Annotated in this window: 20 protein-coding genes and 1 riboswitch; of the genes, 12 read left to right on the top strand and 8 right to left on the bottom strand. The window is 72.8% G+C overall.

Translation table 11 applies throughout. The annotated features are described in order from the left end of the window. The first annotated feature begins 5 nt into the window (after positions 1-5). From IE290_RS31100 to gcvT, 4 genes are all read left to right on the top strand, one after another. Positions 6-674: a gamma-glutamyl-gamma-aminobutyrate hydrolase family protein gene (locus tag IE290_RS31100; RefSeq protein ID WP_373300571.1), complete on the top strand. Its 669-nt coding sequence runs from the start codon at positions 6-8 to the stop codon at positions 672-674. A 32-nt stretch (positions 675-706) separates the two neighbouring features. After that, entirely contained in the window at positions 707-1,471 is a 765-nt protein-coding gene (locus tag IE290_RS31095; RefSeq protein WP_191248299.1) for a 3-oxoacyl-ACP reductase, read from the top strand. A 33-nt stretch (positions 1,472-1,504) separates the two neighbouring features. Further along, positions 1,505-1,597, top strand: a riboswitch (glycine riboswitch). 124 nt (positions 1,598-1,721) lie between these two features. Next, complete coding sequence (gene gcvP, locus IE290_RS31090; protein WP_191248298.1) at positions 1,722-4,544, top strand: aminomethyl-transferring glycine dehydrogenase; 2,823 nt, start codon at positions 1,722-1,724, stop codon at positions 4,542-4,544. A 2-nt stretch (positions 4,545-4,546) separates the two neighbouring features. Beyond that, positions 4,547-5,635 (top strand): glycine cleavage system aminomethyltransferase GcvT, encoded by a 1,089-nt coding sequence (gcvT, locus tag IE290_RS31085; protein ID WP_373300569.1) that lies wholly within the window; start codon positions 4,547-4,549, stop codon positions 5,633-5,635. On the opposite strand, the gene IE290_RS31080 is transcribed toward gcvT, so the two are convergent. From IE290_RS31080 to IE290_RS31070, 3 genes are read right to left on the bottom strand one after another with little or no spacing between them, the layout of a single operon-like run. Further along, positions 5,625-6,014 (bottom strand): NUDIX hydrolase, encoded by a 390-nt coding sequence (locus IE290_RS31080; protein WP_191248297.1) that lies wholly within the window; start codon positions 6,012-6,014, stop codon positions 5,625-5,627. The genes gcvT and IE290_RS31080 overlap by 11 nt on opposite strands. Further along, on the bottom strand, positions 6,011-6,667 hold the full coding sequence (locus IE290_RS31075) for an O-methyltransferase (protein WP_191248296.1): 657 nt from the start codon (positions 6,665-6,667) through the stop codon (positions 6,011-6,013). The genes IE290_RS31080 and IE290_RS31075 overlap by 4 nt, the downstream gene beginning before the upstream one ends. Before the next feature lie 10 nt (positions 6,668-6,677). Continuing rightward, complete coding sequence (locus IE290_RS31070; RefSeq protein ID WP_191248295.1) at positions 6,678-7,499, bottom strand: ABC transporter ATP-binding protein; 822 nt, start codon at positions 7,497-7,499, stop codon at positions 6,678-6,680. Positions 7,500-7,558: 59 nt separating this feature from the next. On the opposite strand from IE290_RS31070, the gene IE290_RS31065 reads away from it, so the two are divergent. Next, positions 7,559-8,563, top strand: a complete 1,005-nt coding sequence (locus tag IE290_RS31065; RefSeq protein WP_191248294.1) for a glycoside hydrolase family 172 protein — start codon at positions 7,559-7,561, stop codon at positions 8,561-8,563. Here IE290_RS31065 and IE290_RS31060 read toward each other — a convergent pair whose 3' ends face one another. Then, on the bottom strand, positions 8,564-8,764 hold the full coding sequence (locus tag IE290_RS31060; protein ID WP_017984299.1) for a hypothetical protein: 201 nt from the start codon (positions 8,762-8,764) through the stop codon (positions 8,564-8,566). Between the two features lie 133 nt (positions 8,765-8,897). Between IE290_RS31060 and IE290_RS31055 the strand changes: the two genes are divergently transcribed. From IE290_RS31055 to IE290_RS31035, 5 genes are all read left to right on the top strand, one after another. After that, complete coding sequence (locus tag IE290_RS31055) at positions 8,898-10,118, top strand: NAD(P)/FAD-dependent oxidoreductase (RefSeq protein ID WP_191248293.1); 1,221 nt, start codon at positions 8,898-8,900, stop codon at positions 10,116-10,118. 236 nt (positions 10,119-10,354) lie between these two features. Continuing rightward, a complete protein-coding gene (locus IE290_RS31050; RefSeq protein ID WP_191248292.1) occupies positions 10,355-11,698 on the top strand; it encodes an FAD-dependent oxidoreductase in 1,344 nt (447 codons plus the stop codon). 54 nt (positions 11,699-11,752) lie between these two features. Further along, the gene (locus IE290_RS31045; RefSeq protein WP_229874831.1) at positions 11,753-12,580 is read left to right on the top strand and encodes an NBR1-Ig-like domain-containing protein; all 828 of its coding nucleotides are present in this window, start codon (positions 11,753-11,755) and stop codon (positions 12,578-12,580) included. A 149-nt stretch (positions 12,581-12,729) separates the two neighbouring features. Continuing rightward, complete coding sequence (locus IE290_RS31040; protein WP_191248291.1) at positions 12,730-13,116, top strand: hypothetical protein; 387 nt, start codon at positions 12,730-12,732, stop codon at positions 13,114-13,116. A gap of 11 nt (positions 13,117-13,127) precedes the next feature. After that, positions 13,128-13,439: a hypothetical protein gene (locus IE290_RS31035; RefSeq protein WP_191248290.1), complete on the top strand. Its 312-nt coding sequence runs from the start codon at positions 13,128-13,130 to the stop codon at positions 13,437-13,439. Here the strand turns inward: IE290_RS31035 and IE290_RS31030 are convergent. Both IE290_RS31030 and IE290_RS31025 read right to left on the bottom strand, forming a co-directional pair. Continuing rightward, a complete protein-coding gene (locus tag IE290_RS31030) occupies positions 13,420-13,812 on the bottom strand; it encodes a hypothetical protein (protein WP_191248289.1) in 393 nt (130 codons plus the stop codon). The genes IE290_RS31035 and IE290_RS31030 overlap by 20 nt on opposite strands. Position 13,813: 1 nt before the next feature. Beyond that, positions 13,814-15,031, bottom strand: coding sequence for a Bcr/CflA family multidrug efflux MFS transporter (locus IE290_RS31025; RefSeq protein ID WP_191248288.1), 1,218 nt, complete (start codon positions 15,029-15,031; stop codon positions 13,814-13,816). A gap of 158 nt (positions 15,032-15,189) precedes the next feature. Between IE290_RS31025 and IE290_RS31020 the strand changes: the two genes are divergently transcribed. Both IE290_RS31020 and IE290_RS31015 read left to right on the top strand, forming a co-directional pair. After that, on the top strand, positions 15,190-15,510 hold the full coding sequence (locus tag IE290_RS31020; RefSeq protein ID WP_191248287.1) for a hypothetical protein: 321 nt from the start codon (positions 15,190-15,192) through the stop codon (positions 15,508-15,510). 71 nt (positions 15,511-15,581) lie between these two features. Next, positions 15,582-16,763, top strand: coding sequence for a cation:proton antiporter (locus tag IE290_RS31015; RefSeq protein ID WP_191248286.1), 1,182 nt, complete (start codon positions 15,582-15,584; stop codon positions 16,761-16,763). Here IE290_RS31015 and IE290_RS31010 read toward each other — a convergent pair. After that, positions 16,684-17,658, bottom strand: coding sequence for a MerR family transcriptional regulator (locus IE290_RS31010; protein ID WP_191248285.1), 975 nt, complete (start codon positions 17,656-17,658; stop codon positions 16,684-16,686). The genes IE290_RS31015 and IE290_RS31010 overlap by 80 nt on opposite strands. A gap of 34 nt (positions 17,659-17,692) precedes the next feature. Continuing rightward, the gene (locus IE290_RS31005; RefSeq protein ID WP_191248284.1) at positions 17,693-18,331 is read right to left on the bottom strand and encodes an HNH endonuclease family protein; all 639 of its coding nucleotides are present in this window, start codon (positions 18,329-18,331) and stop codon (positions 17,693-17,695) included. Positions 18,332-18,358: the final 27 nt, after the last annotated feature.

Below are 18,358 nucleotides of genomic sequence, written 5' to 3'. Positions count from 1 at the left end.
CGGTCATGGGTCTCACCACCTACACCGAGAAGGCGAGCTGGGGCGTCTGGCACACCGATGCCGCACTGCTGCCAAGCTCCTATGTGGACTCCGTGCGCAATGTGGGCGGCATACCCGTCCTGCTCCCCGCAGGGGACACCGACGTGCTGTCCGCTGTGGACGCTCTCATCCTGACCGGGGGAGCGGACGTCGAACCCCACCGCTATGGACAACAGCCCCAGGACAAGACCGTCACGCGCCCCGAGCGGGACGCCTTCGAGTTCGCCCTCGTGCGCGCCGCCCTCGACCGGGGGATGCCCGTGCTCGGTGTGTGCCGCGGCATGCAGGTCCTCAACGTCGCGCTCGGCGGCAGCCTGACCCAGCACCTGCCGGACCGCGTCGGGCACAGCGAGCACCAGCCGTCACCGGGCGTCTACGGCCCGACGCACGTCACGCTCGCCGACGGCAGCCGCGTCGCCGGGATCCTCGGCGCGCAGACCAAGTGCCAGTGCTACCACCACCAGGCCGTCGAGGAGCTCGGCGACGGCCTGCGCGCCGTCGGCTGGGCCGCGGACGGCACCATCGAGGCGGTGGAGCTGCCGGGCGCGGACTTCGTGGTCGGCGTGCAGTGGCACCCGGAGCAGGACACGCAGGAAGTCCGGTTGTTCGCGGCGCTGGTGGCGGCATGCCGCTGACCGGCCCGCACGAGGAGCACGGAGGAACAGGGATGCAGCGGTTCGACGGCCGGGTCGTCGTGATCACCGGCGGCGGCAGCGGGATCGGCCTGGCGACCGCCCGCCGCCTGGCGAGCGAGGGCGCGAAGGTGGTGATCGCCGACATCGACGCCGACGCGGGCAAGGCCGCCGCGGACGAGGTCGGCGGCGAGTTCGTCGCCACCGACGTCACCAGCGAGGAGCAGGTCGAGGCCCTCTTCCAGACCGCGGTGGACCGCTTCGGCTCGCTCGACGTCGCGTTCAACAACGCCGGCATCTCGCCGCCGGAGGACGACTCGATCCTCACCACCGGCCTGGACGCCTGGCAGAAGGTCCAGCAGGTCAACCTGACCTCGGTGTACCTGTGCTGCAAGCACGCCATCCCGCACATGCGGCGGCAGGGGAAGGGCTCGATCGTCAACACCGCGTCCTTCGTGGCGGTGATGGGCGCGGCGACCTCGCAGATCTCCTACACCGCGTCCAAGGGCGGGGTGCTGGCGATGACCCGCGAGCTGGGCGTGCAGTTCGCCCGCGAGGGCATCCGGGTCAACGCCCTGTGCCCCGGTCCGGTGAACACCCCGCTGCTGCGTGAGCTGTTCGCCAAGGACCCGGAGCGGGCCGCGCGCCGCCTGGTGCACGTGCCGCTGGGCCGCTTCGCCGAGCCGGAGGAGATCGCCGCTGCCGTGGCTTTCCTGGCCAGCGACGATGCGTCGTTCATCACGGCGTCGCAGTTCCTGGTGGACGGCGGTATCTCGGGCGCGTACGTTACCCCGCTGTAGACTGAAGCCGGACAACTGAACAGCAGGCCGTCACGAGCCGGAGCGGGAGAGTCCCCAGGTCAGCTGGGGCGCCGAAGGAGCAACTTCCCCGCCAATCTCTCAGGTACCAGTTACCGCTCCGCGCCAGGCCACTCTGGAAAGCAGGCGCGCCATCGCGTCTCACCCAAGGTGAAAGCCGCGAGCGCGGTGAAACTCTCAGGTGCCGATGACAGAGGGGGAGTTCCCGCCACCCGCAGATGAGGAGCTCCCGATGTCCTTCGCCGATCGCCACATCGGACCTTCCGAGCACGAACAGGCCAAGATGCTCGCCGAGTGCGGGTTCGGCAGCCTGGACGCGCTGGTCGAGGCCGCCGTCCCGGCGTCCATCCGCACCGCGGGCGCGCTGGGCCTGCCGCCGGCCTCCGAGCAGGAGGCGACCGCCGAGCTGCGCGCGCTCGCGGCGAAGAACCGCCCGATGACCCAGATGATCGGCCTCGGCTTCAGCGACACCGTCACCCCGCCGGTCATCCGCCGCAACGTGCTGGAGAACCCGGCCTGGTACACCGCGTACACGCCGTACCAGCCGGAGATCTCGCAGGGGCGGCTGGAGGCGCTGCTCAACTTCCAGACGATGGTGTCGAACCTGACCGGCCTGGACATCGCCAACGCGTCCCTGCTCGACGAGTCCACCGCGGTCGCCGAGGCCGTCCTGCTCATGCGCCGCGCGTCGAAGGCGAAGTCGTCGCGCGTCGTGCTGGACGCCGAGTGCCTGCCGCAGACCATCGCGGTGGTGCGGACCCGCGCCGAGGCGGTCGGCATCGAGGTCGACGTGCGCGACCTGGGCACCGGCCTGCCGGAGGACTTCTTCGGCGTCGTCGTGCAGTACCCGGGCGCGTCCGGCGTGCTGCGCGGCCGGGGCTTCTACGAGGCGATCGGCAAGGTCGCCAAGGACGCCGGCGCGCTCTACACGGTGGCCGCGGACCTGCTGACGCTGACGCTGGTCACCGCGCCCGGCGAGTTCGGCGCCGACATCGCCGCCGGCACCACCCAGCGCTTCGGCGTCCCGCTCGGCTACGGCGGGCCGCACGCCGGGTACCTGTCCGTGCGCAAGGGCCTGGAGCGGTCGCTGCCCGGCCGCCTGGTCGGCGTCTCGGTGGACGCGGACGGCAACACCGCGTACCGGCTCGCGCTGCAGACCCGCGAGCAGCACATCCGCCGCGAGAAGGCGACCTCGAACATCTGCACCGCGCAGGTGCTGCCCGCCGTGCTGGCCGCGATGTACGCCGTCTACCACGGGCCGGAGGGGCTCAAGGAGATCGCCCAGCGGGTGCACGGCCTGGCCGCCGGGCTCGCCGGAGCGCTGCGCTCGGCCGGCGTGGAGGTCGTGCACGAGGGCTTCTTCGACACCGTGCTCACGCGCGTGCCGGGCCGGGCCGCCGCCGTGGTCGCCGCGGCGCGCGAGTCGGGCATCAACCTCGGCCGCGTGGACGACGACCACGTGCGGATCGCCTGCGACGAGGTCACCACCCCGGACATCGTGGACCGCGTGCTCCGGGCCTTCGGCGCCGAGCCGGGCATCGTCGACGGCGTCACCGCGCTGCCCACCGGCCTGGCCCGCACCAGCGAGTTCCTGACGCACGAGGTGTTCCACAGCCACCGCTCCGAGACCGCGATGCTGCGGTACCTGCGCCGTCTGTCCGATCAGGACTACGCGCTGGACCGCGGCATGATCCCGCTCGGCTCGTGCACCATGAAGCTCAACGCGACCGCCGAGATGGAGCCGATCAGCTGGCCGGAGTTCGCCGGCCTGCACCCGTTCGCCCCGGCCGAGGACGCGGCCGGCTACCGCGAGCTGATCGACCAGCTGTGCGGCTGGCTCGCCGAGGTCACCGGCTACGACGAGGTGTCCCTGCAGCCCAACGCCGGCAGCCAGGGCGAGCTGGCCGGGCTGCTCGCCATCCGCGCCTACCACCGCGCCAACGGCCAGCCCGAGCGCGACGTGTGCCTGATCCCGTCGTCGGCGCACGGCACCAACGCCGCCTCCGCGGTGCTCGCCGGGATGCGCGTGGTCGTGGTCGCCTGCAACGACAACGGTGACGTCGACCTGGACGACCTGCGGGCCAAGGCCGAGCAGCACCGCGACGCGCTGTCCGCGATCATGGTCACCTACCCGTCCACGCACGGCGTGTACGAGGAGGGCATCGGCGAGATCGCGCGCGTCGTGCACGAGGCCGGCGGCCAGGTCTACGTCGACGGCGCGAACCTCAACGCGCTGCTGGGTCTGGCCAAGCCGGGCGAGTTCGGCGGCGACGTGTCGCACCTGAACCTGCACAAGACGTTCTGCATCCCGCACGGCGGTGGCGGCCCCGGCGTCGGCCCCGTCGCGGTGCGCGCGCACCTCGCGCCGTACCTGCCCAACCACCCGCTGCTCGACGGCGCCGGCCCGGACTCGGGGGTCGGCCCGATCTCGGCGGCGCCGTTCGGGTCGGCGTCGATCCTGCCCATCTCGTGGGCCTACATCCGCATGATGGGCGGCGCCGGGCTGACCAGCGCCACGAAGGTCGCCGTGCTCGCCGCGAACTACGTCGCCGCGCGGCTGTCCCCGCACTACCCGGTGCTCTACACCGGGCGCAACGGCCTGGTCGCCCACGAGTGCATCCTCGACCTGCGCGCGCTGACCAAGCGCACCGGCGTGACGGTCGACGACGTCGCCAAGCGCCTGGTGGACTACGGCTTCCACGCGCCGACCATGTCGTTCCCGGTCGCCGGGACGCTGATGGTCGAGCCGACGGAGAGCGAGGACGTCGGCGAGCTGGACCGGTTCTGCGACGCGATGATCGCCATCCGGCGGGAGATCGAGGAGGTCGCCGACGGCCGGTGGTCGATCGAGCAGAGCCCGCTGCGCAACGCCCCGCACACCGCCGAGATGCTCACCGGCGACTGGGACCTGCCCTACGACCGCAAGACCGCGGTGTACCCCGGCGGGGTGTCGCCGAAGAACAAGTACTGGTCCCCGGTCCGGCGCATCGACGGCGCCCACGGTGACCGCAACCTCGTCTGCTCGTGCCCGTCCATCGAAGCCTACGGGAGCTGACCATGCGGACCGCACTGCATTCCGTCCACAAGGGACTGGGCGCGCTGTTCACCGACTTCGCCGGCTGGGAGATGCCGGTGCGCTACGGCAGCGAGCTGGCCGAGCACCGCGCGGTGCGCGAGGCGGCCGGGTTGTTCGACCTCTCGCACATGGGCGAGATCGAGGTGACCGGACTGCAGGCCGCGGACGCGCTCGACTACGCGTTCGTCGGCAAGCTGTCCGCGGTCAAGCCGGGCCGCGCCCGCTACACGATGATCTGCGACGCCGACGGCGGTGTGATCGACGACCTCGTCGTGTACCGGCTGGAGGACGAGAAGTTCCTCGTGGTCGCCAACGCGGGCAACGCGCCGACGGTGGCGGCGGAGCTGACCTCGCGGGCCGCGGGTTTCGACGCGCGGGTCACCGACCGCTCGGCCGACGTGGCGCTGATCGCCGTGCAGGGCCCGAAGGCGGTGGACGTGGTCGGCGCGGTCACCGACGCCGATCTCGCGAGCCTCAAGTACTACGCGAGCGTGCCGGCGACCGTGAAGGGCCACGAGGTGCTGCTGGCGCGCACCGGCTACACCGGCGAGGACGGCTTCGAGCTGTACGTGCCGGCCGAGGAGGCGACGTCGGTGTGGCACCTGCTGACCGACGCCGGCCAGCCGCACGGGCTGGTGCCCGCCGGGCTGGCCTGCCGCGACACGCTGCGCCTGGAGGCGGGCATGCCGTTGTACGGCAACGAGTTGTCCCGGCAGCGGTCGCCGTTCGAGGCGAACCTGGGCCGCGTGGTCAAGTTCGACAAGCCGGACTTCGTCGGCAAGGCGGCGCTGGAGGGGCGGCAGGAGCCGTCCGAGGTGCTGGTGGGCCTGCGCGGCGGCGGCCGGCGCGCGCCGCGGCACGGGTACCGCGTGCTCTCCGGCGAGGAGCCGGTGGGCGAGGTGACGAGCGGCGCGCTGTCGCCGACGCTGGGCTACCCGGTGGCGATGGCCTACGTGCCGGTCGCGCTGAGCGAGGCGGGCACGAAGCTGGCGGTGGACATCCGCGGCCGCGTCGAGCCGGTCGAGGTGGTCCCGCTGCCGTTCTACCAGCGGGAGACGGCTACCCGGTGAGTTCGCCGCGGCGGTGCATCTCGTCGAAGACGAGCGCGCCCGCCGCCGAGAGCCGGTCGCGGTCGGCGGCACCCAGCCACGCCAGCTCCGCCACTTCCGCCGAGGCCGCGAGGGTTCCGTGGTACTCGGCGGTGTAGCAGGCCATCCGCACCACCCCGGCCCGTCCGTGGGCCGGGGCCTCGAAGGTGCCGAAGTGGTGGACGGTCGCCGGGTCGATCGTCACGGACAGCTCCTCGGCGACCTCCCGCACCAGCGTCGCCACGTCGCTTTCGCCCGGCTCGCGCTTGCCGCCCGGCAGGTACCACACCGACTTGCCGTGCGAGCGCGCCGCGAGCACACGGCCGGACTCCACCCGCAGCCAGGCGACCTTGTCGATCACTCCGTCACCAGCGCGAGCGTGAACCCGTCGTAGCCCTTCGAGCCCACCGTCTGCACCACGGTCGCCTCGACCCGCGGCTCGGCGGCGATCAGCTCGTGCATCTCCCGCGTGGCGACGATCGCCGGGTCCGTGGTGTCCGCGTCGGCGATCGCGCCGTTGCGCACCACGTTGTCCACGATGATCACCGAACCCGGCCGCGACAACCGCAGCGCCCACCGGAAGTACTCCGGGTTGTTCGGCTTGTCCGCGTCGATGAAGATCAGGTCGAACGGCCCCTCGACCGACGGCAGCGTGTCCAGCGCCTTGCCGACCCTCACCTCGACGATCTCGCCGAACCCGGCCGCGTCGAGGTTGTTCTCCGCCACCTGCGCGTGCTTGCGGTCCGCCTCCAGCGTCACCAGCCTGCCGTCCGGCGGCAGCGCCCGCGCCAGCCAGATCGTGCTGTAGCCGCCGAGTGTGCCGATCTCCAGGATCGAGCGGGCGCCGTGCATCCGCGCCAGCAGGTGCAGCAGTTTGCCCTGGGGCGGGGACACCGCGATCGGGGGCAGCCCGGCGTCGTCCGTGGCGGCCCGCACGTCGTCGAGCACCGGGTCGGCTGGGATGAGCGTCCGGCCGACGTAGTCGTCGACCGCGCTCCACACGTCCTGGCTCACAGGGCCGAAACTACCGGCGGGCCTTCGGGATGACCAACGGAGTGCCGGTTTCCGGGTCCGGGATCACCGAGCACGGCAGGTCGAAGATCTCCTCGACGCGCTCGGCGGTCACGACCTCCTCCGGTGTGCCGGTCGCAAGGACCTCGCCGCCGCGCATCGCGATCAGGTGCGTGGCGTAGCGGGCCGCGTGGTTGAGGTCGTGCAGCACCGCGACCAGCGTGCGGCCCTGCTCGGCGTGCAGCTGCGCGCACAGGTCGAGGATGTCCATCTGGTGCGCGATGTCCAGGAACGTGGTCGGCTCGTCGAGCAGGAGCAGCTCGGTCTCCTGCGCCAGCGCCATCGCCAGCCACACGCGCTGCCGCTGCCCGCCGGACAGCTCGTCGACCATGCGGTCGGCCAGCTCGGACACGCCGGTGGCGGCCATCGAGCGCTCGACCACCTCGGCGTCCTCGCGCGACCACTGGCGCAGCAGCCGCTGGTGCGGGTAGCGGCCGCGGGACACCAGGTCGGCGACCGTGATGCCGTCCGGCGCGATCGAGCTCTGCGGCAGCAGCCCCAGCTTGCGCGCGACCTGCTTGGCCGGCAGCGACGTGATGACCTCGCCGTCCAGGTAGACCATGCCCCGCCGCGGCTTCAGCAGCCGGCTCAGCGCCCGCAGCAGCGTGGACTTGCCGCACGCGTTCGGCCCGACGATGACGGTGAACGACCGGTCCGGGATGGTGACCGAGAGATCTTCGGCGACGACCCGCCCGTCGTACCCCAACGTCAGGCCGTCACCGTGCAGCCGGGTGCTGGTGGTCGGCTCGGCGACGAGATCCACGGTCTGGGCCATAGAGGTTAGGCTAACCTACAAGTCTGGCGAACGGTACGGACCATGCCTACCTTGGCAGAGTGTTCGACGTCACGGATCTGACCCGCGTCACGCCCGTGCTCGACTCGCGGGCGGTCACGTTCGAAAACCCCACCGGAGAGCGCGGCGCGGGCGGCCGGGCCGGCGGCGGCCGCAAGGGCGCCCCCAGCCGGGTCATCGAGGGCGGTGAGCGCGTCACCCTCGCCGACCTCGCCGGGCCGGGCACGATCCGGCACATCTGGATGACGTTCCCGCCGGACCGGCCGGCCCGCATGCGCGCCGTCTACCTCGAGGTCCGCTACGGCGGCCTGTCCTACCCCAGCGTCTCGGTGCCCTGCCTGGACTTCTTCGGCTCGCCGCACGGCCGCCCGGTCGCCTACGCCAGCGCGCTGACCAGCATGCCGGAGGCCCGCGGCTTCAACAGCTACCTGCCGATGGCGTTCGGCGAGCGCATCCACATCGACCTGGTCAACGGCAACCCGGACCCGATCGTGCTGTACTTCCAGATCGACTACACGCTCGGCGAGTCCGGGGCCGGCCGGCTGCACGTGGGCTTCCGCCGCGAGAACCCGACGGTGTCGAAGCGGGATTTCGTGGTGACCGACGGGCTGCGCGGCCCGGGCCGGTTCCTCGGCTGGGTCGGCGGGGTGCGGCCGATCGACGGCGGCCAGTGGTACGGCGAGGGCGAGGTGAAGATCTACCGCGACGGGGACCGCGAGTTCCCCACGATCTGCGGGACCGGGCTGGAGGACTACGTCGGTTCGGCGTGGGGGATGGGCCCGCACGCCGGGCTGTACGCGGGTGCGCCGCTGGAGGTGTCCGGCCGCGGCCCGATCCCGAAGTACGTCGGGTTCTACCGCTGGCACGTGCTCGACCCGGTCATGTTCAGCACGGACCTGCGGGTGACGCTGCAGCAGATCGGCGCCGACCGGGGTGGTCTGGTCGAGCGCGTCGACGACTACTGCGCGGCCGCGTTCACGGTGTGCGAGCGGGCCCAGGCGGTGCCGCCGGTGGACGTCGCCGCGGCCGTCGCGGATCTGGAGTGACTACTGGGACCGTTCGCCGACCACGACGACGGCGTCGCGCAGTGCCGCGCGCAGCCGGCCGACGTCGAGCGGTTCGAGCACCGCGGCTTCGCCCGGTGGCGCCACCAGGACCACCCGTCCGCTGCTCACGAACACCGTCAGGTCACGCCGCCTGCCGGCCAGGTCCCGGCAGCTGATCGACCATTCGTCTCGAGCCGCCACGTCCGTCGCCTTCCCTCGGTGGTGTTGCGGGTGACAAGGGGACGCTCCAGCGGGGCCGGCGTGACGCGGTGGCGCGGAAAAAATGTCCGCAGTAGCGTCGGGTGGCACGGATCACACGGATGAGGAGCGGCCCATGTCCGAGCCGAAGCGGATCTTGATCGTCGGCGCTGGTCTCGCCGGGGCGTCGGCAGCGGCGGCCTTGCGCGAGAACGGCTACGACGGGGACGTGGTGGTCCTCGGCGCGGAGGCGCACCGGCCCTACGAGTTGCCGCCGTTGTCGAAGCGGATCCTGCTGGGCGAGGGCGACGAGCCGGACTGGGTGCGGGACGCCGACTTCTACGCGCAGAACCGCATCGACCTGCGCTCCGGCACCAGCGCGACGCGGGTGGAACTGGGGGCGCGGGTGGTGCTGGACGCGCGTGGCGGGCGGCACTCCTACGACCGGCTGCTGCTGGCGACCGGGTCGCAGCCGCGGACGCTGCCGGTGCCCGGGGTGGACCTGCCCGGCGTCTACACGCTGCGCACCCTCGACGACGCGCTCGCCCTGCGTTCGGCGTTCACCGGTTCGCCGCGGGTGGTGGTGATCGGCACGGGCTGGATCGGGACGGAGGCCGCGGCGGCCGCGCGGCACCACGGCGCCGAGGTCACGATGGTCGACGTGCTGCCCGGGCCGCTGTGGGCGCTCGGGCCGGAGATCAGCAAGGTGTTCGCCGACCTGCACACCGAGCACGGCGTGCGGTGGCGGCTGGGCAGCGGGATCGAGCGGGTCACCGGTGGTCCGAGCGGGGTCGCGGGCGTGCGGCTGGCCGACGGCAGCGAGCTGCCCGCGGACGTGGTGCTGGTCGCCGTCGGTGCGGCGCCGCGGGTCGACCTGGCGCACGCGGCCGGGCTGGAACTGGCTGACGAGGGCGGGGTGGCCGTGGACGCGTCCCTGCGCACGGCGGCGCCGGGGGTGTACGCGGCGGGGGACATCGCGGCGCAGTGGCACCCGCGCTACGGACGCCGCGTGCGCGTCGAGCACTGGGCGAACGCGAAGAACCAGGGCGCCCACGTGGCGGCGAACCTGGCCGGCGGGCAGGAGCAGTACACGCGCACGCCGTACTTCTTCACCGACCAGTACGACCTCGGCTGCGAGTACCGCGGCTTGGCCGACCCCTCGCGCGACGAGTTGGTGGTCCGCGGCGACCTGGGCAAGCGCGAGTTCACCGCGTTCTGGCTGCGCGAGGGCCACGTGACGGCCGCGATGAACGTGAACATGTGGGACGACGGCGACGCGCTGAAGGCCCTGGTCGACGGCGAAACGAAGGTGACGGCGGACCAACTTCGCGAGGGAGATCTGGCCGCGCTCGCGTGAGCGCAGAGCGGGCCCGTGCCGCTCTCCGCTCCTGCGCCAAGGTCCCGCCTGCGGCCGTGAGGCTTCCCCGCGCCGCAGGCGGGCAATGTACGTGGTCGTGCGCCCAGCGGCCCCTGCGGTCGGCGCGCGGGACCAGCGCCGTGGCGTCTGGCCCCGCCGCGAAGGCAGCGACCTCGACCCCGCGCCCGGGTGAAGAACGCGTTGTTCCGGGCGTCGCCGGGAATTAGCGTCGGGCGATGCGGTTCGTCGTGGCGGGCGGCGGTGTGGCCGGTCTCGCGTCGGCGCTGGCGGTGGCCAGGGCCGGGCACGACGCGGTTCTGCTGGAGCGCGACGCGCCCGATCCCGCCGGGCCTCCGGAGAGCGCGTTCGCGCTGGAGCGCCGCGGCATCCCGCACTACTTCCAGCCCCACACGTTCCTGCCCCGCGGCCGGAAGCTGCTGGCCGAGTGGGCCCCGGACGTCCTCGCCTCGCTCGCGCAGGCCGGCGCGACCGACCAGGACCTCACCGAAAAGCTGCACGGCCCCCGCGAACCGGGCGACGAAGACCTGCTCTACCTCTGGGCGCGCCGCCCGCTCATCGAGTGGGCGCTGCGCCGCGCGGTGGCCGCCGAACCGGGCGTCGACCTGCGGGGCGGGGTGCACGTCGACGGGCTTTCCGAGGACGGCTCGGTGGTGGCCGACGGGCAGCCGGTGCCCGGCGACGTCGTGGTGGACGCGCTCGGCCGTTACCGGCGGCCGCCGGCCTGGCCGAAGGCCGCGGGGGAGCCGACCGACTGCGGCGCCGTCTACTACTGCCGCTACTTCCGCCTGCGGCCCGGCGCCGAATACCTGGACGCGCCGGTGCTCAACCCGCGCGGCGACCTGGGCTACCTCGGGTTCAACACCTTCCGCGGCGACAACCGCACGTTCGCGGTGATCATCCTGACCCCGAGCGAGGACCGGGAACTGCGCGCGCTCCGGTCCGAGCCGGCTTGGCAGGCGGCCTGCGCGCGGATCACGCCGCTGGACGTGATGACCGCGCCGGACTTCGCCGAGCCGATCACCGGCGTCATGCCGATGGGTGGCCTGCGCAACGTCGACCACACCCGCTCGACGGCGCTCCTCGCGGTCGGGGACGCCTTCTGCCACACCGACCCGGCCTTCGCCTACGGGTTGTCGTTCGCGCTCGCCCACTCGCGGGCCCTGGCCGATGCCGCGGCGGAGGCGCCCGACGACCTCGGGGCGTGCTTCCGCGCGAAGGCCGGCCCCGAGGCCCGCGAGCGGCACGCGCTCGCGTGCGGCATCGACGCGGGCCGGTCCGCGCGCTGGCGTGGTGAACCGGTGAACCTCGCCCGTCCCGACGGGGACTACCCGCTGTTCTCCTTCGCCGGCGCGCTGGCCGCGGCCTCGCACGACGACTTGGTGCTGCGCCGGACCATCCGGCGGATCGGACTGCTGGACCGGGTCGCGGTGTTCGACGAGGACCGCGCCCTGCACGACCGCATCGCGGAGATCCTGGCCGCACTCGGCCCGCCGACCCCACCCGGCCCACCCCGCGACGAGCTACTGGCGCACCTGCGGGAGAGACACCTGCTCGGCTGAACCTGACCCGCACATCCACCCGATCGGAGCAATGCGCCAATACCCTCGATCCTCGTGATCAACGAAGGCGCCAGGCGCGGCCGGGTCGCCAGCTGTCCGGATCCGGCGGCCGGTCCGGTGGCCGCGTTCGCGCACCGGTTGTGGGCCCTCAAGCGGTCGGCGGGCGATCCCTCCTACGACCGCATGCGCACCGAGCTGGGGGCGCTCGCCTCGAAGTCCGCCCTCTCGGCCGCCGCGCGCGGGCAGCGGCTGCCGTCCTGGGACACCACCTGGGAGTTCGTGCGCGTCCTGGCCGTCGGCGTGCTCGGCGAGCACGAGGACGAGGTCCGGGCCCGCTGGCGCGCCGACTGGGAACGCGTCCGCGTCGGCGCGGCGAAACCGTCCACCGTCCGGCGCCGCCGGGGCCGCCTGGTGGTCCTCGCCGCCGCGGCGACCGTCGTGCTGGCGATCGGCGTCGTCGCCGGGGTCGCGGTGCTGCGCACGCCGGAACCCGTCACGACGCAGGCGGCCACCCTCCCGCCGCTGGTCCCCGGCGACGCGTCCGAGTTCACCGGGGATGTCACCGTGCCCGACGGCACCGTGGTGCCGACCGGCGCGCGGTTCGTCAAGACGTGGGAGTTCCGCAACACCGGCACCGTGCCATGGGTGGACCGCTCGCTGCGCCGCGAGGGCGGCTTCGGCCCCGGCGACGGCTGCCAGACGCCTGCCGTCGTGCCCATCCCGGAGACCCCGCCTGGCCAGTCCGTGCGCGTCTCGGTGGAGGTGCGCGCGCCGGACGAGCCCGGGTACTGCCAGGTGTACTTCAAGATGGCCGACAGCGCGGGCCGGCTGCTCCTGCCGGGCACCCGCGCGGCCTACTGCTACGTCCGGGTGGTCGGCTGATTCGGCCACCCGCCCCGGTGGTCAAAGCCCTGACCTGCGTGGACGTCCGGATTTGACCACCGCACGGGTTGTGGCCGCCGCGAGTCTTCCGCCGGTGGTCCAGACCTCTCTAGCGTCGGCGCCAGGACACCCGACGAAGGAGATCCCGGATGCGGAAATCGATCAGGACCCTGGCCGTCGCGCTGCCCCTCGCGGCGGCGCTCCCGCTGCTCGTGGCGCCGCAGGCGTCGGCCGCGGAGAAGGTGTGCGCCGGCGGCTCGCTCATGGGCGGCCGGACCACCACCGCCGGCGTGGCGGCCGACCAGGTCATCCACATCAAGGTCCACAACCACGACTACCGCGGCCTGGCGCTGGTGATCCGCGACGTGACGCGCGAGAAGCAGCTCTGGAAGGGCGTCATCGCGCCCGGCAAGGAGCACACGGTGCGGACCGACGTGTTCGGCGAGCCGCCGATCGGCTACGAGATCGCGTTCGACGTGACCTCGAACCTGTCGAACAACTACACGTACGCCATCTCCTCCGCCCGCTGCTACTGAAAGGCCACGACATGCGCACCCTCCTGATCGCGGCCGTCGCCGCGACCGCGGCCGCCCTGCCCGTGCCGGCGTCGGCCACGCCGGCGCCCGTGACCGGCTCGGACATCATCACCACCTGCGGCCAGGGCTACTCGGGCTACATCCGCCGCTTCGGCAAGGACGCCCTGTGCCTGCAGCCCGGCACCCGCACGTGGACGGGCTTCAAGGCGTTCGAGTGCAAGGGCGACATCACCGTCTACTTCAAGAACGGCACGAAGCTCGAGTGCGGTGGCGGAGTGGACTTCCCGGACAACGGCGGGATCGTCAAGACCGTCGCCCGCTGACACCGACCACGACGCGCGCGACCAGCGCGGCGACGGCGAGGACGCCGGCGCCGATCGAGGGCGCCAGTTCGGCGAAGGTGGGCCGGTGCGCGCCGGCGCCGAGGAACAGCACGACCGCGGTGACCACCAGCGCCGCGGTCACCAGGCTCAGCGAGCACGCCCACCGCTGCCGGCGCCGCGCCCGCGCGGTGGGCTGCCCGGGCTGCAGGAACCACCACGTCACCAGGAACAGCAGACCCATCGCCGCGAACACGAACCCGAAGCCGTGCCCGTCGAGCACGAGGCTCCCACCGAGCGGGACGAAAAGCACGCCGAGGAGGAACAACGCGGGACGCGCCGCCCAGTTCGGCGTGCGGGACGAGACGTAGGGCACCTCAGCCCCGCCGCCGGGTCAGCGTCCCGAACACCAGCAGCGCCACCACCGCGAACGAGGCCATCACGGCGCCCATCGGCACCGCGCTCGCCTCGTCGCCGAGGCTCACCAGCGGCGTGGCCAGCCCGCCGACCACGAACTGCATCACCCCGAGCAGCGCGGACGCCGCCCCGGCGTTGTGCGGGTGCTCGGCCAGCGCCAGCGACGACGCATTCGGCATGACCAGCCCGATGCTCGACACCATCACCAGCAGCGGCACCAGCAGGACCGGCAGCGGCAGCCCGGCCACCGCCGCCACCAGCACCCCGATCCCGCCGGCCGCCGAGGCGCACAGGCCGACCGTCAGCAGCGTCCGTTCGGCCACCCGGCCCACGATCCGCCCGTTGACCTGCCCGGCGATCACGATCCCCAGCCCGTTCGCGCCGAACACCAGGCTGTACTCCTGCGGGCTCAGCCCGTACAGCTCCTGCAGCACGAACGACGACGCGGAGATGTAGGCGAACAACCCGGCGAACATCAGCCCGGCCGACAGCGCGTACCCGACGAACGACCGGTCCCGCAGCAGTCCGGCGTACCCGCGCAGCGTCGAGCCGATCCGGGCCGGCCGGCGGCGCTGCGCCGGCAGCGTCTCCGGCATCGCCAGCGCCGCGGCCACCAGCAGCAGCGCGCCGAACACGGCCAGCACCACGAACACCCCGCGCCACGACGTCAGCCGCAGCACCTGCCCGCCGATCACCGGCGCCAGGATCGGCGCCAGGCCGCTGACCAGCATCAACATCGAGAAGAACTTCGTCATCGCGGTGCCGGCGAACAGGTCCCGCACGCACGCCCGCGCGATCACCATCCCGGCGGCCGCGCCCAGGGCCTGCACCGCCCGTCCCGCGACCAGCAGTTCGGCGGTCGGGCTCACCGCGCACAGGACCGACGCGACGGCGTAGAGCGCCAGGCCGGCCAGCAGCGGACGGCGGCGGCCGAGCGAGTCCGACAGCGGCCCGGCGATCAGCTGCCCCAGCGCCAGCCCGATGATGAACGCGGTCAGCGTCAACTGCAGCGTCGGCGCCGAGCTGTGCAGGTCGTCGGCCATCCGGGGGAGCGCGGGCAGGTACATGTCGATCGACAGCGGCGCGAACGCCGACAGCCCGCCGAGGATGAGCACGTAACGCAGAGTTCCGGGGGACCGTCTGACCTTCGCCGGTGCCGTGACCGCTGTCGTGCTCAAACCGCCTCCACTCGACCGGATCCACCCGGCAACACCGAACACCGGACATCGCGCTCGCATTCCCCGTTGTGGCACGGACCACCCGGACGTGATCAGTCCACTGTGGACTCTACTGTCTGGTATTCTGGACATACCGGACCGAGGTCGAGAGGAGTGTTGTGCGGCGGAAGCTGGGTGCGAGCTCCCGGCACCGGTCCGTCCGCGCCCTGCTCGTCCTGGCGCTGTTGCTGCTCAGCCTCGTCACGCCGACGACGCCGGAGAACCACCCGCACCCGCCCGTGCCGGACGGCATCGCCGCCCTCGCGGCCGAGCCGTTGCCGCACGTCACCGCCGCTCCGCTGCCGGTCGCGGACCTTCCGCCGATCGCCGTCACGCGACCACCGGACGCGCACGCGGAAGACCCGCCAGCGCTGGCCGTCGCGCCGCTCACCCACCATCCGGGCACCGCTCTCGGCGCCCGCGCGCCGCCCTCCAGGTAACGCCCCGGACCGTTTCCGCACACCGCGTCCCACCGCGGTGCGCTCGCCCTGCCCTGGAGGGACTTCACGACATGCACACCGGACACGCCCTGCTCGCCGTCGGCGGCGCCTTCCTCGCCGCCGGCGTGCTGGCCAGAGCCGGCGCCCGCATCGGGCTGCCCACGATCCCCCTGTTCATGCTGGCCGGCTTCATCTTCGGCCCCAACACCCCCGGCCTGTCGCTGGTGCACGACCCCGGCGAGCTGAGCGTGCTCGCCGGGCTCGGCCTGGTGTTCCTGCTGTTCTACCTCGGCCTGGAGTTCTCCCTCGACGACCTCGCCAAGGGCGGCCGCAAACTCGCCGTGTCCGGCCTGGTCTACCTCGCGCTCAACATCGGCGGCGGGCTCGCGTTCGGGTTCCTGCTCGGCTGGGGCTCCAGCGAAGCGCTGGTGATCGCGGGGGCGATCGGGATCTCGTCGTCGGCGATCGTGACCAAGCTTCTCGTCGAAACCGGCCGCACGCGCACCCCGGAATCGCGCCTGATCATGGGCATCATCGTGATCGAGGACCTGTTCCTCGCGCTGTACCTGGCGCTGCTGCAGCCGGTGCTGTCCGGCGCCGACTCGTTCTGGCCCGCGCTCGCCGACTTCGGCAAGGCCCTCGGCTTCCTGCTGGCGCTGGCCGCGCTGGCCCGCTGGGGCGGCCGGCTGGTGTCGAAGCTGTTCGGCTCGGCCGACGACGAGCTGCTGACCGTGTGCTTCGTCGGCGTCGCCGTGCTGGGCGCCGCGGTCGCCGAGGAACTGGGGGTCTCCGACGCGATCGGCGCGTTCATGGTCGGCATGATGCTCGGCGGTTCGAAGGTCGCGCCCCGCATCCACAAGCTGGTGCTGCCGCTGCGAGACGCGTTCGGCGCGTTGTTCTTCTTCATCTTCGGGCTCAGCATCGACCCCGCCGCGGTCGGCACGGTCGTGGTGCCGGTGCTGATCGCCGTGGCGCTGACGCTCGTGCTGAACCTCGCCGCGGGCGCGATCGCGGCGAAGCTGCACTCGTTCGACGGCCAGGCCGGGCTGAACATCGGCCTCACCGTGCTCACCCGCGGCGAGTTCTCGCTGGTCCTGGCCACGCTCGCGGCGGCGGCCGGGCTGGACTCGCGGGTCGCGCCGTTCGTGGCGGGCTACGTGCTGCTGCTCGCGATCATCGGTCCGCTCGCGGTGCTGCGGTCGGCGAGCCTGGCACGGCTGGTCCGAGCGCGACCGGCATCACCAGTGTCGTGAACGATCCCTGATCGGCCGACCGGACACGGGTGACCCGCAGCGGCCCGGCGAACTCCAGCAGCACGTCGGGCCCGACGCCCGCTTCCAGCGCGGCGCCGAGCACGGCCGGGTCGAAGCCGATGCGCAGGTCGTCGCCGGTGATGGCGGGCACCGTCGTGCCGCCGACGGTCAGCCGGTCCGGTCCGAGGACCAGCTCGGCCGGGCCGGTGGCGGGCAGCGCGTCCCGGAGCGCGACGCGGTCGACGACGACCCGTTGCTCCGGGACCGGCAGCGCGTCGAGCACGGCGCGGTAGTCCGGGAAGGTCTCGTCCACCAGCGGCAGCGTCGTGTCGTCGAGGGTCACCTCGTCCTGTCGCGCGAACCACGGACCGAGCGCGGCCAGCTCCCGCGCGGGCACCACGAACCGGCCGGTGCCGCCGTGCACCGGACGCAGGACCCGCATCGCGAGCCGGTAGCGGTCGGTGGCGACGACGTGGACCTCGTCGCCGTCGGCCTCGATCAGCACGAAGTCCAGCGGCGCGCCCGCGGCGGGCGCGACCTGCCGGATCGCGCTCGCCAGGTCGAGGCCGGCGAGCCGGGCGGGGCCCGGCAGCAGGCGGCCGACCGCCTCGGACGCGGCCCGGAAGTCCTCCCGCAGCCGCCGCCGGTGCGCCTCCAGCACCGCACGCGCCTGCGCGGGCGGCCCGTCGAGCACCGTCGTGACCTGCGCGAGCGGCAGGCCCGCGGCGCGCAGTTCGCGCAGCCGGACGGCCCGCTCGACCTGGTCCTCGCGGTAGTAGCGGTAGCCGGTGACCTCGTCCACGCGGGCCGGGGTGAGCACACCGCAGTCGTCGTAGAAGCGCAGCGCGCTCGGCGTGAGCCCGGCCCGCCGCGCGAACGCGCTGATGGTCAGCATGCGGGAGATTCTGCGGCTTCGAGCGGGTCGAAGGTCAACAGCGGTTCAGCATGTCGCTCAGCGCCGCCTGCTCCGCGGTCGTGACGGACAGCTGGTAGTAGTGCTTGACCTCGATCCAGTCCGTGGCGTAGGTGCACCAGAACGACTCCAGCGGCGGTTTCCACTCGTCCGGCGCCTTGTCGCTCTTGGCCTGGTTGACGTTGTCGGTGACCGCCCACAGCTGCGGGCGGACCAGGTCGTTGGCGAACGCCTCGCGCTGGGCCTGCGTCCACGCCGACGCCCCGCTGACCCAGCTCTGCGCGAGCGGCACCATGTGGTCGATGTCCACATCGGACGCTTTGGTCCAGGTCGCGCCGTCGTAGGGGCTGACCCAGGTGCCCGACGTGGGCGAACAGTCCTTGCCCACCACCACGTTCGTGCCGGAGCGCTTGAGCACCTCCTCGCGGGTGTTGCAGGTGCCCTCGATGGTGTCCCAGTGCGGGTACTTCTCGCGGGAGTAGCCGTTGAGCGTGCCGCGCGGCTTGACCTGCAGCTCGGCGAGCTGCTGCCGCGCCACCCCGGGATCGGTGCCCGGATTCGCCTTCGACGGCGGCACCGGACCGGGCCGCCACACCACCACCAGAACCGCCACCGCCACCACGACCAGGAACGGCACCCACACCCGAGCCTTCACGCCGGTGAGGTTAGGTGATCAAGTACC

The sequence above is a fragment of the Amycolatopsis deserti genome, from assembly GCF_014653945.1.
In the GTDB taxonomy this organism is placed as follows: Bacteria; Actinomycetota; Actinomycetes; order Mycobacteriales; family Pseudonocardiaceae; genus Amycolatopsis_E; species Amycolatopsis_E deserti.
This window is presented reverse-complemented; position numbering and strand designations above follow the sequence as displayed.

Bases quoted from the DNA above. Each gene is read 5' to 3' on its own strand.
- IE290_RS31100 (WP_373300571.1), top strand. From the start codon at position 6: ATGGGTCTCACCACCTACACCGAGAAGGCGAGCTGGGGCGTCTGGCAC.
- IE290_RS31095 (WP_191248299.1), top strand. From the start codon at position 707: ATGCAGCGGTTCGACGGCCGGGTCGTCGTGATCACCGGCGGCGGCAGC.
- gcvP (WP_191248298.1), top strand. From the start codon at position 1,722: ATGTCCTTCGCCGATCGCCACATCGGACCTTCCGAGCACGAACAGGCC.
- gcvT (WP_373300569.1), top strand. From the start codon at position 4,547: ATGCGGACCGCACTGCATTCCGTCCACAAGGGACTGGGCGCGCTGTTC.
- IE290_RS31070 (WP_191248295.1), bottom strand. From the start codon at position 7,499: ATGGCCCAGACCGTGGATCTCGTCGCCGAGCCGACCACCAGCACCCGG.
- IE290_RS31055 (WP_191248293.1), top strand. From the start codon at position 8,898: ATGTCCGAGCCGAAGCGGATCTTGATCGTCGGCGCTGGTCTCGCCGGG.
- IE290_RS31050 (WP_191248292.1), top strand. From the start codon at position 10,355: ATGCGGTTCGTCGTGGCGGGCGGCGGTGTGGCCGGTCTCGCGTCGGCG.
- IE290_RS31040 (WP_191248291.1), top strand. From the start codon at position 12,730: ATGCGGAAATCGATCAGGACCCTGGCCGTCGCGCTGCCCCTCGCGGCG.
- IE290_RS31035 (WP_191248290.1), top strand. From the start codon at position 13,128: ATGCGCACCCTCCTGATCGCGGCCGTCGCCGCGACCGCGGCCGCCCTG.
- IE290_RS31015 (WP_191248286.1), top strand. From the start codon at position 15,582: ATGCACACCGGACACGCCCTGCTCGCCGTCGGCGGCGCCTTCCTCGCC.
- IE290_RS31010 (WP_191248285.1), bottom strand. From the start codon at position 17,658: ATGCTGACCATCAGCGCGTTCGCGCGGCGGGCCGGGCTCACGCCGAGC.